This window comes from Mucilaginibacter tolerans (assembly GCF_030519375.1).
Classification (GTDB): domain Bacteria; phylum Bacteroidota; class Bacteroidia; order Sphingobacteriales; family Sphingobacteriaceae; genus Mucilaginibacter.
Window position 1 is genome coordinate 176,500 of record NZ_JAUMKB010000008.1, and the last position, 15,805, is coordinate 192,304.

Sequence of the window (15,805 nt, forward strand, 5' to 3'; positions counted from 1 at the left end):
ACCAAAAACCTGGAGCATGCTTCAATAGCACAACGAGGGGAATATACTTGGCTAAATTTCAGCGAATTATAAGCCTAATGCCTCTTTTCGGCCAGCACATTCGTAAAATTTAAAGCTATGCCTTCTGATTTTTATTAAGTGTTTAAAAAAATATTTTGTTATTTAAAAAAATAAGTGTTAATTCGACACTAATTATAAACCCATAATGAATAAAACCCAATTTGTAATTGGGGTGGACTACGGTTCCGACTCTGTCCGCTCCGTATTGATTGATGCATCTAATGGCGAAGAAATCGCCTCATCTGTATTCAACTATCCAAGGTGGAGAGATGGATTATATTGCAATTCTGCTGAAAATCGATTCAGGCAGCATCCTCTTGATTATTTGGAAGGGCTCGAAGTCACAATTAAGGATTGTCTGCAAAAAGCCGGTAATAATGTGGCCGATCTGGTTAAAGGCCTATCGGTAGACACAACAGGTTCAACTCCGGTTGCGGTGAATAAATTTGGCATGCCCTTGGCGTTAACGCCAGGTTTTGAGCAGAACCCGAATGCGATGTTCATTTTATGGAAGGATCATACTTCAGTTGCTGAAGCTGCCCAGATTAACGAACACGCAGCAAAATTTGATATTAACTACCTTAAATATGTTGGAGGTATTTATTCGTCTGAATGGTTTTGGGCAAAATTGCTACACATTTTAAGAATAGACGACCAGGTTCGGAATGCCTGCCACTCGTGGGTAGAACATTGTGACTGGATACCTTTCTTGTTAACCGGTGGTACTAGGGCAGATAATATAAAACGGAGCCGATGCGCAGCTGGGCATAAAGCGCTATGGGCCGAAGAATTTGGTGGGTTGCCGCCCAATGAATTCTTCTCATCACTTGATCCGCTCCTCAATGGTTTTACATCCAGGCTATTCACAGAAACCTATACATCAGATCAAAGAGCAGGATATTTAAGTAAAGAGTGGGCTCAAAAGCTCGGTCTATCTACCAATGTAGCTGTTGGCGTAGGTGCATTTGATGCACATATGGGGGCAGTAGGGGGGCAAATAGAACCTTATCATTTGAGTAAAGTAATGGGAACTTCCACCTGTGATATTTTAGTGGCACCCACTAGTGAAATGCAGGGCAAATTGGTAAGAGGAATATGCGGCCAGGTAAATGGTTCCGTTATACCCGGCATGACAGGACTCGAAGCGGGTCAATCTGCATTTGGCGATACCTATGCCTGGTTTAAAAATATGATCTCGTGGCCATTAGACAATCTCCTTCAAGATTCATCCGTGATCGATGGTAAAACAGCCGAAGCGCTGAAGACCGAAATGAGTGAACGAATTATACCGGAATTGAGCAAGCAGGCACAATTACTACCGTTAGATGTAGAAAATGAATTAGCAATCGACTGGTTCAATGGCCGCCGTACCCCAGATGCCGATCAAACCCTTAAAGGCGCTATCACTGGTTTGAATTTGGGAAGTGATGCGCCAAAAGTATTTAGGTCATTGGCAGAGGCAACCTGTTTTGGAGCCAAAAGCATTGTTGACCGGTTTATACAAGAAGGAATACCTGTTAAAGGAATTATAGGTATTGGTGGCGTTGCCAAAAAATCACCGTTTGTGATGCAAATGATGGCTGATGTGCTGGGGATGCCTATCCGGATCCATCAATTTAAACATACCTGCGCTTTAGGCGCAGCCATGTTTGCAGCAGTTGTCGCAGGCATATATTCAACTGTTGAAGAGGCTATGACAGCAATGGGGCGCGGTTTTGACGTGGAGTATTATCCCGATAGCCAATTGCGCGAAATTTATAGTAAACGCTATCGTCAGTACAATGACCTTGGAAAATTTGTGGCCTGGCAAATTGGCCTGCAATCAACCAATAGTTTACCACAAGCCGACCCTATTTTGCTATGAGCCAATATCAGCATATTAAACAGAATTAAAATTTTAAATAAACCTTAAAATAATGATCGATCTAAAAAAATTTGAAGTGTGGTTTGTTACAGGCAGTCAGCACCTGTATGGTGAAGAAACATTAAAACTGGTTGCTGAGCATTCACAACAGATAGCAAAAGGCCTCGATAGCTCGGGCAAAATAGCTGTACAGGTAGTATATAAGCCAGTGGTAAAAAGCACAGAAGAAATTTATGCAACTATTCAACAGGCTAATGCAGCTGAAAATTGCATCGGAATAATTACCTGGATGCATACATTTTCGCCTGCTAAAATGTGGATACGAGGATTGAGCATCCTGCAAAAACCAATGCTTCACCTGCACACGCAGTTTAACAGGGATATTCCATGGAGTTCAATTGATATGGACTTTATGAATTTAAACCAGAGCGCTCATGGCGATCGTGAATTTGGCTTCATTGTTTCGCGTATGCGCAAAAACCGTAAGGTTGTTGTAGGGCACTGGCATGACAGTGAAGTTGTTGCGCAAATAGATGCCTGGGCAAGGGCCGCTGCCGGATGGCACGACTGGCAGGGTGCGAAATTTGTTCGTTTTGGAGATAATATGCGTTTTGTGGCCGTTACTGATGGCGATAAGGTAGAGGCTGAATTAAAATTTGGTTTCTCAGTAAATACCCATGGCGTAGGCGACCTTGTTGCTGTGATCAATGATGTAACTGAAGCGGAGGTCGATGCACTGACAGCTGAGTATGAAGCGTCTTATAACATGGATGCACCTTTGCGCAAAGGTGGCGAAAAATATTCCTCTGTATATGAAGCTGCTAAAATAGAGATCGGGTTGCGTAAGTTTTTAGAAAAAGGAGGTTTTAAAGGCTTCTCGGATACATTTGAAGATCTGCATGGTATGGTACAATTACCAGGCATCGCAGCACAGCGCTTAATGGCCGATGGATATGGATTTGCAGGCGAGGGTGACTGGAAGACGGCTGCCCTGGTACGCGCTTTTAAAGTAATGGGAAGCGGGCTTAAGGGTGGCAATGCCTTTATGGAAGATTATACCTATCATTTTGATCCCAATAATAGCCTTGTTTTAGGCTCTCATATGCTTGAAGTGGATGCATCGTTATCAAATGGCAAAGCTTCACTCGAGGTTCATCCATTGGGAATTGGCGGCAAAGCTGATCCTGCACGCTTGGTATTTAATGTAGCGGGCGGGCCAGCAATAAATGCTTCCATCATCGATATGGGCAATCGTTTCAGGTTACTAATTAATGAGGTCGAGGCTGTTGAGCCGCAGAATGACCTGCCTAATCTACCTGTTGCACGGGTGCTTTGGAAGCCATACCCTGATATGAAAACCGGCTGCGCAGCGTGGATATATGCGGGTGGCGCACACCATACGGCTTATAGCCAAAATCTTACTGCTGAACATTTACAGGATTTTGCAGATATGGCAGGATTAGAGTTTTTACGAATAGGTAAAGACACAAAGCTTGATCAATTCCGCAATGAGATACGCTGGAATGAGGTAGCTTATAAATAAGCATTATAGATATGCAGATCAGGCAGTCCGGATGGGATTACGATTGCCTGATCTGTTTTAACACTTAAGACCAATTTAACCTGATTATGAACAAATTTTCAACCCCCGATTATGTCATTTTCGTCATATACTTTATTATAGTATCCAGTTATGGCTATTGGGTTTACAGTCGCAAAAAAAAGAAGGGCATCTCCGGCAGTCACGACTTCTTTTTGGCTGAAGGCTCTCTTACCTGGTGGGCCATTGGCGCATCGTTGATCGCCTCTAATATTTCTGCAGAACAATTTATTGGAGCAAGCGGACAAGGCTTTACTGTAGGGATTGCAGTAGCGGCATATGAATGGATAGCTGCCATCGCGCTGATTATTGTAGCCGTTTGGTTTATCCCGGTATATCTTAAAAATAAGATTTATACAATGCCGCAGTTCCTCGAAACACGTTACAACCCGGCTGTTAGTTTAATAATGGCTTTATTCTGGCTGTTCCTGTACGTATTCGTTAATTTAACCTCTATTCTTTTCCTGGGGGCTTTGGCCATAAACAGTTTGTTAGGCGGTGATCCTATTGTGTTTCACTGGGTAATCATCGCACTTGCTGTGTTTGCACTGGTTATTGCCCTTGGTGGTATGAAAGTAATTGGATTTACCGATGTAATACAGGTACTAGTATTAGTAATTGGCGGTTTGGCCACAACCTATATTGCACTAACATTGGTTAGCGAGCGCTTAGGACTGGGTAAAGACGCACTTGCTGGTTTTACCGCGATGCTGAAGGATTCCCCGGAGCACTTTAAGATGATATTAGCTAAACCGGGGCCGCATGCATCGCAGGCCGATATTAATAAATACCTGCTGCTGCCCGGCATTGCCATGTATTTTGCCGGGCAATGGATAGTAAACCTTAATTATTGGGGATGTAACCAGTATATTACCCAAAGAGCCCTGGGTTCAGATATTAACACTGCCCGTACAGGTATATTATTTGCCGGCCTGATGAAGCTGGCCATGCCTGTTATTGTAATCCTTCCCGGTATTGCTGCTTACGTATTATATAAAAATGGTGGCCTGCAGCAGGAAATGAATGCCGGTGGCCATTTAAACGCTGATAATGCTTATTCGGCTGTTCTGGGCTTTTTGCCAAAAGGTTTAAAGGGGCTTTCAATAGCTGCGTTAACCGCCGCCATTGTAGCCTCACTTGCCGGTAAGGCAAACAGCATCTCCACCATATTTACTATGGACATTTACAAAAAATACATTAAAAAGGATGCCGATGAAAAGGGCATGGTAAAAATGGGTAAAATAATTATTGCTGCGGCAATGCTGATTTCTATTTTGCTTACCTGGAAAGACCTTTTAGGTATTGGTGGCTCAGGAGGCTTTAATTTCATACAAAAGGGTACCGGTTATTTCAGCCCCGGCGTTTTTGCCATGTTCATTCTCGGGATGTTTTGGAAAAGGACTACCGGCGCTTCTGCAATTGTTGGTGTACTGTCGGGTTTTGCCTTATCTGTTTTGTTTAACAATTTCGCTCCGGCATTATTCGGGCACGAAACTATTTTATATACAGCTTATCCCGATAGTGATGGTGTATATCAGATACCGTTCCTTATATGTATGGGATGGTCATTCTTTTTCACTATGCTCATCATGATAGGGATCAGTTTGGGCGGACCTAAAATCAACCCCAAATCATTTGCAATTGACAAGGCGATGTTTAAAGTTGCGCCCTCAACCCTTGCTTTAATAGTAACAACACTTTTACTGCTCGCCATGCTTTATGTAAAGTTTTGGTAATAATTAAAATTAAGAAATGAAGTTTTTTATTGACACAGCCAATCTGGCACAAATTAAAGAAGCCCACGAAATGGGAATTTTAGATGGCGTTACCACCAATCCATCGCTAATGGCCAAAGAAGGTATCACCGGACACGAAAACATTATCAATCATTATAAAGCCATTTGCGAAATTACAGATGGTGATGTAAGCGCCGAAGTAATAGCAACAACATTTGACGAAATGATAGTTGAAGGCGAAGCATTAGCCAGTTTGCACGAACGAATTGTAGTTAAAGTACCAATGATAAAAGATGGTATAAAAGCCATTAGATATTTTTCTCAAAAGGGAATTAAAACTAATTGCACCCTCGTGTTTTCTGCGGGCCAGGCTTTACTTGCTGCTAAAGTTGGTGCAACTTACGTTTCTCCCTTTATTGGTCGTTTGGATGATGTGTCTACCGATGGGCTGCGTTTGATAGAAGATATTAATCTCATTTATGATAATTATGGATTCCAGACACAAATACTTGCAGCTTCTGTGCGGCATCCAATGCATATTATCAACTGTGCCAAGATAGGCGCCGATGTAATAACCGGGCCTTTAAGTGCAATGGCAGCCTTAATGAAACACCCGCTTACTGATAACGGCCTAGCGCAATTCCTTGCGGATCATGCAAAAGCCGCCGTTGTTTAAAACTTAACTAGATCAATGAAAACAGATATACAACAATTAGAAAAAATAGCCTCGCAGGTACGCAGGGATATTGTGCGGATGGTACACGGTTGCCAGTCAGGACATCCCGGAGGTTCATTGGGTTGCACTGACTTTTTGGTCGCCTTGTATTTCTCCATTATGAAACACAATCCTGATTTTAAAATGGACGGTATAGGTGAAGATTTATTTTTTTTATCAAACGGGCACATTTCTCCCGTTTTTTATAGCGTATTGGCGCATGCCGGTTATTTTGATAAGTCTGAGATGGCTACGTTCCGGAAGTTGGGATCGCGCCTGCAGGGCCATCCAACCACGCACGAACATTTGCCTGGAGTTCGTATTGCTTCGGGCTCACTAGGACAAGGCTTGTCAGTTGCCATTGGTGCGGCATTGGCAAAAAAACTAAACAACGACGATAGCCTGGTTTTTACTTTGCATGGTGACGGCGAGTTGCAGGAAGGCCAGATATGGGAAGCTGCGATGTTTGCACCACATAACAGCGTTGATAATTTAATTGCAACCGTTGATGTTAACGGACAGCAGATTGACGGCCCTACCAAAACAGTTCTTTCCTTGGGAGACCTCCACGCTAAATGGGAAGCATTCGGTTGGGATGTAATGGAAATGAAGGGCAATGATATGACCAACGTTGTGGCTACACTCGAAGAAGCTAAAAACCGTAGCGGCAGAGGTAGACCGATCGTAATATTAATGCATACAGAGATGGGTTACGGCGTTGATTTTATGATGGGAAGTCATAAATGGCATGGCGTAGCTCCAAATGATGCGCAATTAGAATTGGCCCTTACTCAAATGGAAGAAACGCTTGGTGACTATTAAAAAACGGCTTGTAAAAATGAAAAAATACACTTACACAGATAAAAAAGATACCCGGTCGGGTTTTGGTGCCGGTTTGCTGGAAGCAGCCAAAAGAAATGACCAGGTAGTAGCGCTATGTGCGGATTTGATCGGCTCACTTAAAATGAACGATTTTATCAAGGAGTTTCCGGAAAGATTTTTCCAGATCGGCATAGCTGAAGCTAATATGATGGGTATTGCAGCAGGGCTTACCATAGGAGGAAAAATTCCGTTCACAGGAACTTTTGCAAACTTTTCAACCGGAAGGGTTTATGATCAGATCAGGCAATCCATCGCCTATTCTGGTAAAAATGTAAAGATATGTGCCTCGCATGCCGGTTTAACGCTCGGCGAAGATGGTGCAACGCATCAAATATTGGAAGATATTGGTTTAATGAAAATGCTGCCAGGCATGACGGTGATCAATCCATGTGATTATAATCAGACCAAAGCAGCCACTATGGCTATCGCCGAATATGATGGCCCGGTTTACCTGCGTTTTGGTCGCCCTGTAGTGCCCATTTTCACTCCTGCTGACCAGGAATTTGAGATTGGCAAAGCCTGGATGGTAAATGAAGGTACAGACGTAAGCATTTTTGCAACCGGCCATCTCGTATGGGAAGCTATTATAGCCGGTGAAAAGCTAGCCGAAATGGGAGTAAATGCCGAGATCATCAATATCCATACCATCAAGCCTTTAGATAGCGATGCAGTATTGTCCTCAGCAGCTAAAACTGGTTGTGTAGTAACTGCAGAAGAACACAACAGGTTGGGTGGTCTTGGCGATAGCATAGCACAATTGCTGGCAACCAACATGCCAATACCGCAGGAATACGTGGCAGTAAACGACTCGTTTGGGGAAAGCGGCACACCTGAAGAATTAATGAAAAAGTATGGCCTGGATAGTGGGCATATCGTAGCTGCCGCATTGAAAGTAATAGATAGAAAAAGATCAGTCTTAAAACCTGAGGATATTACTCAGGCTACAGGCGAAATCATATCCTGAATACAATAAGCAAGTCCCTCCTCATAAATTGGTATATTATGGTCTGCCAGGCGCCCGCCTGGCGGCCATTTTTTTTGTAGGCTATTCCACCAGATCAGTATAAAAAACAAGGAGCCTTTCAAATCGCGTCATTTGAAGGGCCCCTTGTTTTGCATTATGCCTGAAGCTTAACACGCTTCTGTAAAATCTCTTACAACATCATCTTCCCCACTTGATGTTAGTTTTCCAGGTATTATCTTTCATTGATTTTGTTTTTGCTAGACAACTGGATTTGATAACTAAATGTAGTTGGTTTGGCATAAACCTGATATTGCTTCAACGGCCTCGGGCCACAACCCCATGAGCCTACACCCAATGTTTGATGGCTAACAACAAGCACGGTACCCTTGCTCTTCGGTAAATCTATCTTGTATTCAACCGGTTCCATTTCTTCATCGGTATAGGGAAGTGCAGATACCTGCATAAACGATGAATCTGCTTTAACAGTAAATGTTTGTCCTTTTTCAGAGGCAAGATTGGCCCACCGAACATCTTCGTGGTTACCGCATTCCATCGGTTTTTCGTAGCCGGTCATCTGTTGGTCAACACGGCTGAAATAATGGGCAATATCTGAGCCTTGTTTCCTGTCAGCATAATTCTCCATCGGCCCTCTACCCAGATAATCGAACTTATCAAGCCCTTTATTCAGGAGCATACGGACACCGATGCGCGCCAGTACCAATTTTGGATCATTGAAGTTCACTTCATTTTTCGCATTGATCGTCCCGTTTGCATAGATGGTATATACAACATGATGATAAACACTAAAACCTTGTCTGCCTGAGCCTGTTAAGTTCACCTCGATCTCAACAACACCGGGAGAAACCTGGGCATACTTTAGGCCGCTTGCGGTCCAGCTTAATTCTTTTAAACCCTTACGGTCCCAATCCTCGTAAGCCCACATGTCATCCTTCTGGTGAGGAGCCCTCCAAAGGTGCAGCGCCGGACCTCCATTCTCTCTGAGCAGGTTTTCGCCATTTTCTTCTATTCTGTAAAAGCTCCCTTTTGCTTTATCAAACTCCAGGCTAAACTCTTCACCTTTTACTTTGATCAACCCCGTTGAGTCAATCAGCGTCAGACGACCGCCCGGGATTTTGTTATTAGCATCAGCTTTTGCCACCGGAATTTCAATTTGCTGTGCAGCCACTTCATAACCTTTCGGCGCCCATAGTTGATCAGAAGCCAGGCTGAAGGATATGCGCAGAAAATATTCTGCACCTGCTTTAGGCTTTAGCGAATAAGGGATTTTTACATCCTTTTCTTCGCCGGGATTGATATTGCCCGGATTAAAATTACCGGAGGCAATATCGGTGCCGTTTTCGCTCAAGGTCCATTTTGCACTAAGGCCATCCAGGCTGATAAACTGGTACCTGTTTTTGATACTAAATATTTTATTTGGAATATCTTTTGCCTTGATGGTGATCCATTGATAAGCATGTTTGAGCTCAGGGTAATGTGGCTTAGGTGATCTGTCAGAAAATACCACGCCTTTGTGAATAAAATAACGATCATTAGGATACTCACCGAATCCACCGCCATAGGCCGTTATATGATGGTTGGGGTCGCGGTCGTTATAAACCCCCTGGTCCTGCCATTCCCATATAGCGCCGCCAAGCAATGTTGGATATTTGTCAAAAAGTTCATTGTAAATATCAACAGAGCCCATCGAGTTAAACATAGCGTGGGCATACTCGCATAAATAGAAGGGTTTTGTCAGCTCATTATCGTTAGCTTTCTTTTCAACGTCATCCACTGAGGTGTACATTTCGCTATCCAGGTCTGCCGGGTTACCGGTACCTATACCAAAGCCCTGGTAATGCGTAGGGCGGGTATTGTCAATGCCTTTGATGACTTTTAAAATCGCCCTGAAGTTTGAACCACCGCTTCCGCATTCATTCCCCAACGACCAAATAAGTACCGATGGATGGTTCTTGAAATTTTCGACATTCGCTACGTTTCTCTCAATCAGAGCAGCCTTTATTCTCGGCTCTTCGTTGAATTCGTCCCAGGCGCCATGACTTTCCAGGTTGGCTTCGGCAACCAGGTATATTCCATATTCATCACATAATTCATACCACCGCGGATCGTCAGAGTAATGACAGGTTCTTACATGATTGCAATTTGCCTGTTTAATGAGTATGATATCCCGGATCATCTGCTCTTCGGTGATCGCATGCCCGTCATCCGGCCAGTTCTCGTGCCTGTTAACCCCTTTCAATTTAACCGGGACGCCATTAACTAAAAATACACGTCCCTTTATTTCAATTTGTCGAAAGCCCGTTCTCGACGATAAGGTTTCCACCTTGTTGCTCCCGTCATTTATCGTCAAAACGGTAGTATAAAGTTTAGGCGTTTCTGCGGTCCATTTCTGAGGATTTTTTACTGGAATATCCACATTAATAGTCACTTCTTCATTTGGCTGTAAGGCGGGTATTTGATTTTTCACCGAGATCCCCGGCACCATAACTTCGCCATTAAACAGGGATATTTCTATCTCCTTGGACTTGACCGCCACATTGCTGTAGTTTTTTACTTTTGCCGCAACCAGGAGATGGGCATCATGAAAATCTTTGTCAAAAGTTGTTTTTATAAAGTAATCCCTGATATGTTCCTGCGGGGAGCTCCATAAAGTAACATTCCTGATAATTCCGCTTAAACGCCACATGTCCTGGTCTTCCAGGTAACTGCCGGTTGTAAAGCGGTACACCTCAACTGCAATTAAGTTATTGCCTGGTTTTACATAATTGGTTATATCGAACTCTGCTGCGTTCCGGCTGTTTACACTGTAACCAACTTTTTTACCATTTACCCAAAGAAAAAAGCCTGCATCAACTCCATCAAATGTTACCAATATGCGCCTTCCCTCCCAATTCGATGGAACTTCGAAATTGCGACGGTAGCTACCTACAGGGTTTCGCTCCTGGTACGCTGTATAAGTCACCGATGGTGTGCTCATCACCCGCGGAAAGTCTTTCTGAAAGATATAAGTATAATTACTATAGTATGGCGTACCATATCCCTGCAATTGCCAACAGGAAGGTACTTTAATTTCTTTCCAGGTTGATACGTCGTAATCAGTCTTATAGAAATTTACCGGGCGTTTCTGCGGCCAATCAACCCAATTGAATTTCCATTGGCCATTTAGGCTCCTGCTATAGGATGAAGCATGCCGATTAGCCGCCAGCGCCTCTTGCAATGAAGCGTATGGCATTAAAGTAGCGTGATTGGGTTCTTTATTTATGCCTATGCATTCAGGGTCTTCAATTTCCTTTGGTACGAAAGCGGTATCTTGTTTGGAGAACAGGTGGTTTTCGGAAACCTGCTGCGCCAATACAGTCAGACAGTTAAAACTTAGAAATGTCAATAGGAAAATGCATCGAATTCTTTTTCCGGGTAAGGTTTTCCGCATAATCAGGATGTTATTGGTTTTAAATACTGTCAAACTTACATTTTTTCTTGAAAATCCAACTATGAAAATTTGGCTATTGACTACTCAATTGCAGCAGCACTCTAATAAAAGATGAAAAGCTCTTTTATTTAAAGAAATTGTTTTATATTTGTTCCATCAGCGTATGGGAATTTTTTCAAAAACTTGTGAATATGCTATGCGGGCAGTTTTTTTCATTGCCCACAAAACAGCCGGAGGCGGCCGAGTTGGCATAAAGGAGGTTGCCCTTGGGATAGATTCACCCGAACACTTTTTGGCCAAAATATTACAGGATTTGAGCAGACGTGGCGTGATTCAGTCAGCCAAAGGGCCCAATGGCGGTTTTTATGTGGATGAAGTGATATTGAATATGCCGCTGGCATCAATAGTAGAGGCGGTGGATGGCAGTGATATATTTACCGGATGTGGTTTAGGCCTGGAATATTGCTCTGAAGAAAATCCCTGCCCCATACATCATGAATTTAAGGCTATCCGTAACCAGATTCAGGATCTGCTGAAGACGACAAAAATAGGTGGGTTTAATAAAGAATTGAACATGGGAATAGCAGTGTTGAAGAAGCAAAAAAATTTACCTCAATAACGGAAACAAGGTGTTTACATAATAATTTAATGATAAAAGATATAACAGGTTTGGAAGATATACAGCTCTTCGTAGATGAGTTTTATGGCAAAGTGCGAGAGGATGATTTGATCGGTCCTGTTTTCGCAGATGTAATTGCAGATTGGCAGCCACATTTAGAGAAAATGTATGCTTTTTGGAATGCTGTACTATTTGGGGAACCCGGATTTAAAGGTAATCCATTTGCAAAACACGCACCTTTACCCATCGCTGGAGAGCATTTTGGCAGATGGCTGGAACTATTTGCCGAAACGATTGATGAACATTTTATCGGCTCAATCGCTGAGCAGGCAAAGCAGAAGGCCGGCTTAATGGCTGCAATGTTTATGAATAAGCTGGATAGGATGAGAAATGGGTCAAGCCATGTAATAGTTTAAAAGGTATTAAAATCATATTGCGGACAGCTCACTTTATATTTATTGTTCAATAAAATGCCGAAGGTTTAGCTCTCCTTAGAAAAGCAATATATCAATCATTATACTCCGGCATCCTTAACTGGATGCCGGTTTTTTTAATTTGCTGCATACCGTAAATGCCAGGCATAAAATTTTCTTAAAAAAATTTGCGTAGTTAAATGACTACATTTATATTTGTAGTCAAATAGCTACATAATGAATTTAAGAAGAGATGTATTTCAAGCCATAGCCGACCCTACAAGGCGGGCCATATTGCTATTGGTTGCTTCGCAATCACTTACGGCAGGCGCTATAGCAGCAAATTTTGACACTGCCCGGCCTACAGTTTCTAAACACCTTCAAATACTCACCGAGTGCGAATTGCTCGAGCAGCAACAAACCGGCAGGGAAATTCACTATCATATTAACGCAAAAAAAATGAAAGAAGTAGCCGACTTTATCGAGCCGTTCCGCAGGATGTGGGATGACCGATTCAACAAACTGGAAGATATCATGAAAAATTATAAACCAAAAAAATAAGAAATCATGGAACTGAAGACCAAGATTAATGCCGAAGACGGCAAACAGGAAATGGTAATAACGAGAGAGTTTAATTTACCGGTGGATTTACTTTTCAAAGCTTTTTCGGAGCCTGAACTGATAGAGCAATGGATGGGGACTAAAGTGCTTAGGTTTGAGGGGAAAAAGCACGGCAGTTACCAGATAGAAACAAGAGATCCAAAGGGGAATGTGGCATTTAAGGCTGATGGGACATTTCATGAGTTTAAACAGAACGAAAAGATCACCCGTACATTTGAGATGGCCAATACGCCCTTTGGCGTGCAACTGGAGATATGCAAATTTGAGCCAATTGATGACGATACCTGCAAATTGAATATGCATGTGATCTACGAATCTGTTACCCAACGTGACGAGGTGCTGAAACTGCCTTTTGCACAAGGCATCAACTGGGCGCATAGCCGCTTAGAAGAAATTATGAGCAAATTAAAATAATGTAACGTGAACAAACCGGATAATACAGCAGTACGAACAGCTTTATGGCGGGGATTGCACACGCAAGTGGACGCAAAGCCATATATAATTGAGGACGAAGTCGGGCTAAAACTAGTGGCTCCTGAGGATGGCTGGCAGGAGCGCCCTGACATGAAATATACTGCCCGCCTCCGTGCGTCTATTGTGGCGCGTGCTCGGTTTATTGAGGATCTGATTATTGAGCAAAGCAGGCAAAGCATTGGTCAATATATTATTCTTGGTGCAGGGCTAGATACCTTTGCCCAGCGCAGGACTGATATTGCATCCAAACTCCAAATTTATGAGATCGACCAGCCCGACACCCTGGCCTGGAAACAGCAGCGATTAGCAGAACTTGGTTTTGGTATGCCGGATCACCTGCATTTTGTACCTGTTGATTTTGAGATTTCTTTCTGGTGGGAAGAATTATTAAAGACAGGATTCGATGCTAATACACCTGCTGTTGTTGCCTGCACCGGGGTTAGTCTATACCTCACTAAAGAAGCTATTGTTACTACCCTAAAGCAAATCGCAGCGCTTGTAGCGGGTTCGACACTAGCGATGACATTTTATTTGCCAATAGAGCTGCTTGACAAACAAGACCAAGCCATGCAAGAAATGGCCGAGAAGGGTGCACGCACATCTGGAACACCGTTCGTCAGTTTTTTTGCTCCGGATGAGGTATTAACCATGGCTAAAGACGCAGGCTTTAAGGATGCGAAAATCATATCAACCAAAGATATGGAGCAATATTATTTTAATGACAGAACCGACGGCCTGATGCCGGCAAGTGGAGAACTATTCCTGTTAGCGACAACATAAAACCAATTTAAAACCAACACATGATGGAAAAGAGAAAATTAATATGGTATTGGATAATCACAATTCTATTATCCTTTTGTATTTTTTCGGGCGGACTGGCCCAGGCTTTACAAGTGCAAGGAGTAGTGCAAGGTTTTAAACCCTTGGGATACCCAACTTATTTTATTTCGGTCATCGGCGTCTGGAAGGTATTAGGCATAATTGCAATACTTATTCCGGGATTTAAACTACTTAAGGAGTGGGCCTATGCAGGCATATTTTTTACTATGACGGGTGCCGTGATTTCGCATATTGCTAGCAATGATATTCATGCACAAATAATTGCCCCGATTGTATTGGCTATTTTTACGGTGTTGTCCTGGTATTTGAGACCAGCCGATAGAAAAATCAGCGCAGTTAATTAAGAGAGTATTATGAGTAATAAAAAGGAACGATCATTAGAACAACGTCAGGAACTACTCCATGTACTGCACATGCGGTTTGAAAAAAACATGCACCGCCATAAAGGCCTTGAATGGGCCAAGGTACAAGCAAGACTGGACGCTAATCCTGAAAAAATGTGGTCACTTGATGATATGGAAATAACAGGAGGCGAACCGGATGTTGTCGGCTATGATAAAAATACGGGCGAGTACATCTTTTATGATTGTTCTGCGGAAAGCCCTAAAGGACGTAGGAGTGTTTGTTACGACCACGAAGCTTTGAAATCGAGAAAGGAATACAAACCGGCGAACAGCGCCATTAACTTGGCTTCGGAAATGGGCATTGAAATTCTGACAGAAGCGCAATACCGGGAGCTGCAGCAATTAGGTAATTTCGACCTGAAAACATCAAGCTGGGTAAAAACGCCTGATAAGATCAGGAAACTTGGCGGGGGGCTTTTTTGTGACCGCCGGTATGATACCGTTTTTGTTTATCATAACGGGGCCGAATCTTATTATGCTGCAAGGGGCTTTCGTGGCTGTTTGCGGGTGTGACGAAATAATTGCACAATAATTTTAATTTTACATTCAACAAAAACCTGTAGTATGAATCCTAAAGTTGATTGGTTTTTTGACAAAGCCACACAGTGGCAGGAAGAGTATGAAAAACTGAGAATAATCTGCCTTGATTGCGGACTGACCGAAGAGTTAAAGTGGGGCCAGCCCTGTTATACTTTGAATAATGCCAACATCGTGCTGATACATGGCTTTAAAGAATACTGTGCACTGCTGCTTTTTAAGGGCGCATTACTAAAGGATCCCAGCGGTATTTTGATTCAACAAACGGAGAATGTGCAATCACCGCGGCAGATACGATTTAGTTCGGCAACAGAGATAGTGAAACTGGAGCCTATCCTGAAAGATTATATTTACGAAGCTATTGATGTAGAAAAGGCTGGGTTGAAGGTGGAGTTGAAAAAGACGGCCGACTTTGCCGTTCCTGAAGAATTTAAAAACAAGTTGGACGGAAGCCCGGCCCTGAGGGCTGCCTTTGAAGCTTTAACTCCTGGAAGACAAAGAAACTACCTGTTCCATTTCTCAAAACCCAAATTAATTAAAACCCGCGAGGAAAGAGTTGAAAAAGCCATACCGCTAATTTTGAGTGGGAAGGGGTTGGATGATTGAGTAGCTGTTACATTTAAGGATT

15 protein-coding genes are annotated in these 15,805 nt (G+C 42.9%); 14 read left to right on the forward strand and 1 reads right to left on the reverse strand.

The window, feature by feature from the left end; translation table 11 throughout:
- Positions 1 to 205 precede the first annotated feature (205 nt).
- The 6 genes from Q3A68_RS13225 (at position 206) to Q3A68_RS13250 (ending at position 7,821) form a co-directional block, all read left to right on the forward strand.
- Positions 206 to 1,924: a ribulokinase gene (locus Q3A68_RS13225; RefSeq protein WP_302901573.1), complete on the forward strand. Its 1,719-nt coding sequence runs from the start codon at positions 206 to 208 to the stop codon at positions 1,922 to 1,924.
- A 52-nt stretch (positions 1,925 to 1,976) separates the two neighbouring features.
- Complete coding sequence (gene araA, locus Q3A68_RS13230; RefSeq protein WP_302901574.1) at positions 1,977 to 3,467, forward strand: L-arabinose isomerase; 1,491 nt, start codon at positions 1,977 to 1,979, stop codon at positions 3,465 to 3,467.
- A gap of 86 nt (positions 3,468 to 3,553) precedes the next feature.
- Positions 3,554 to 5,260, forward strand: coding sequence for a sodium:solute symporter family transporter (locus Q3A68_RS13235; protein ID WP_302901575.1), 1,707 nt, complete (start codon positions 3,554 to 3,556; stop codon positions 5,258 to 5,260).
- A gap of 16 nt (positions 5,261 to 5,276) precedes the next feature.
- Positions 5,277 to 5,936, forward strand: coding sequence for a fructose-6-phosphate aldolase (fsa, locus tag Q3A68_RS13240; protein ID WP_302901576.1), 660 nt, complete (start codon positions 5,277 to 5,279; stop codon positions 5,934 to 5,936).
- A gap of 15 nt (positions 5,937 to 5,951) precedes the next feature.
- Positions 5,952 to 6,797: a transketolase gene (locus Q3A68_RS13245; RefSeq protein WP_302901577.1), complete on the forward strand. Its 846-nt coding sequence runs from the start codon at positions 5,952 to 5,954 to the stop codon at positions 6,795 to 6,797.
- 16 nt (positions 6,798 to 6,813) lie between these two features.
- Positions 6,814 to 7,821 carry a transketolase family protein gene (locus Q3A68_RS13250; protein ID WP_302901578.1) on the forward strand — a complete coding sequence of 336 codons (1,008 nt, stop codon included), beginning with the start codon at positions 6,814 to 6,816 and terminating at the stop codon, positions 7,819 to 7,821.
- A 232-nt stretch (positions 7,822 to 8,053) separates the two neighbouring features.
- Here Q3A68_RS13250 and Q3A68_RS13255 read toward each other — a convergent pair whose 3' ends face one another.
- Positions 8,054 to 11,269 (reverse strand): glycoside hydrolase family 2 TIM barrel-domain containing protein, encoded by a 3,216-nt coding sequence (locus tag Q3A68_RS13255; RefSeq protein WP_302901579.1) that lies wholly within the window; start codon positions 11,267 to 11,269, stop codon positions 8,054 to 8,056.
- Between the two features lie 163 nt (positions 11,270 to 11,432).
- Here Q3A68_RS13255 and Q3A68_RS13260 point away from each other — a divergent pair, with 163 nt between their 5' ends.
- The 8 genes from Q3A68_RS13260 (at position 11,433) to Q3A68_RS13295 (ending at position 15,783) form a co-directional block, all read left to right on the forward strand.
- On the forward strand, positions 11,433 to 11,888 hold the full coding sequence (locus Q3A68_RS13260) for an RrF2 family transcriptional regulator (RefSeq protein WP_302901580.1): 456 nt from the start codon (positions 11,433 to 11,435) through the stop codon (positions 11,886 to 11,888).
- Positions 11,889 to 11,917: 29 nt separating this feature from the next.
- On the forward strand, positions 11,918 to 12,304 hold the full coding sequence (locus Q3A68_RS13265) for a group III truncated hemoglobin (RefSeq protein ID WP_302901581.1): 387 nt from the start codon (positions 11,918 to 11,920) through the stop codon (positions 12,302 to 12,304).
- Positions 12,305 to 12,538: 234 nt separating this feature from the next.
- Positions 12,539 to 12,862 (forward strand): ArsR/SmtB family transcription factor, encoded by a 324-nt coding sequence (locus Q3A68_RS13270; protein ID WP_302901582.1) that lies wholly within the window; start codon positions 12,539 to 12,541, stop codon positions 12,860 to 12,862.
- 6 nt (positions 12,863 to 12,868) lie between these two features.
- On the forward strand, positions 12,869 to 13,336 hold the full coding sequence (locus Q3A68_RS13275) for an SRPBCC domain-containing protein (RefSeq protein ID WP_302901583.1): 468 nt from the start codon (positions 12,869 to 12,871) through the stop codon (positions 13,334 to 13,336).
- 6 nt (positions 13,337 to 13,342) lie between these two features.
- The gene (locus Q3A68_RS13280) at positions 13,343 to 14,176 is read left to right on the forward strand and encodes a class I SAM-dependent methyltransferase (protein WP_302901584.1); all 834 of its coding nucleotides are present in this window, start codon (positions 13,343 to 13,345) and stop codon (positions 14,174 to 14,176) included.
- A gap of 20 nt (positions 14,177 to 14,196) precedes the next feature.
- Complete coding sequence (locus tag Q3A68_RS13285; RefSeq protein ID WP_302901585.1) at positions 14,197 to 14,580, forward strand: DoxX family protein; 384 nt, start codon at positions 14,197 to 14,199, stop codon at positions 14,578 to 14,580.
- A gap of 9 nt (positions 14,581 to 14,589) precedes the next feature.
- Complete coding sequence (locus tag Q3A68_RS13290; protein WP_302901586.1) at positions 14,590 to 15,153, forward strand: DUF4256 domain-containing protein; 564 nt, start codon at positions 14,590 to 14,592, stop codon at positions 15,151 to 15,153.
- Between the two features lie 51 nt (positions 15,154 to 15,204).
- On the forward strand, positions 15,205 to 15,783 hold the full coding sequence (locus Q3A68_RS13295) for a YdeI/OmpD-associated family protein (RefSeq protein WP_302901587.1): 579 nt from the start codon (positions 15,205 to 15,207) through the stop codon (positions 15,781 to 15,783).
- The last annotated feature ends 22 nt before the right edge of the window (positions 15,784 to 15,805 follow it).

Coding starts and splice junctions, on each gene's coding strand:
- Q3A68_RS13235 (WP_302901575.1), top strand. CDS start 3,554: ATGAACAAATTTTCAACCCCCGATTATGTCATTTTCGTCATATACTTT.
- Q3A68_RS13225 (WP_302901573.1), top strand. CDS start 206: ATGAATAAAACCCAATTTGTAATTGGGGTGGACTACGGTTCCGACTCT.
- araA (WP_302901574.1), top strand. CDS start 1,977: ATGATCGATCTAAAAAAATTTGAAGTGTGGTTTGTTACAGGCAGTCAG.
- fsa (WP_302901576.1), top strand. CDS start 5,277: ATGAAGTTTTTTATTGACACAGCCAATCTGGCACAAATTAAAGAAGCC.
- Q3A68_RS13275 (WP_302901583.1), top strand. CDS start 12,869: ATGGAACTGAAGACCAAGATTAATGCCGAAGACGGCAAACAGGAAATG.
- Q3A68_RS13285 (WP_302901585.1), top strand. CDS start 14,197: ATGATGGAAAAGAGAAAATTAATATGGTATTGGATAATCACAATTCTA.
- Q3A68_RS13260 (WP_302901580.1), top strand. CDS start 11,433: ATGGGAATTTTTTCAAAAACTTGTGAATATGCTATGCGGGCAGTTTTT.
- Q3A68_RS13250 (WP_302901578.1), top strand. CDS start 6,814: ATGAAAAAATACACTTACACAGATAAAAAAGATACCCGGTCGGGTTTT.
- Q3A68_RS13270 (WP_302901582.1), top strand. CDS start 12,539: ATGAATTTAAGAAGAGATGTATTTCAAGCCATAGCCGACCCTACAAGG.
- Q3A68_RS13245 (WP_302901577.1), top strand. CDS start 5,952: ATGAAAACAGATATACAACAATTAGAAAAAATAGCCTCGCAGGTACGC.
- Q3A68_RS13265 (WP_302901581.1), top strand. CDS start 11,918: ATGATAAAAGATATAACAGGTTTGGAAGATATACAGCTCTTCGTAGAT.
- Q3A68_RS13295 (WP_302901587.1), top strand. CDS start 15,205: ATGAATCCTAAAGTTGATTGGTTTTTTGACAAAGCCACACAGTGGCAG.
- Q3A68_RS13255 (WP_302901579.1), bottom strand. CDS start 11,269: ATGCGGAAAACCTTACCCGGAAAAAGAATTCGATGCATTTTCCTATTG.
- Q3A68_RS13290 (WP_302901586.1), top strand. CDS start 14,590: ATGAGTAATAAAAAGGAACGATCATTAGAACAACGTCAGGAACTACTC.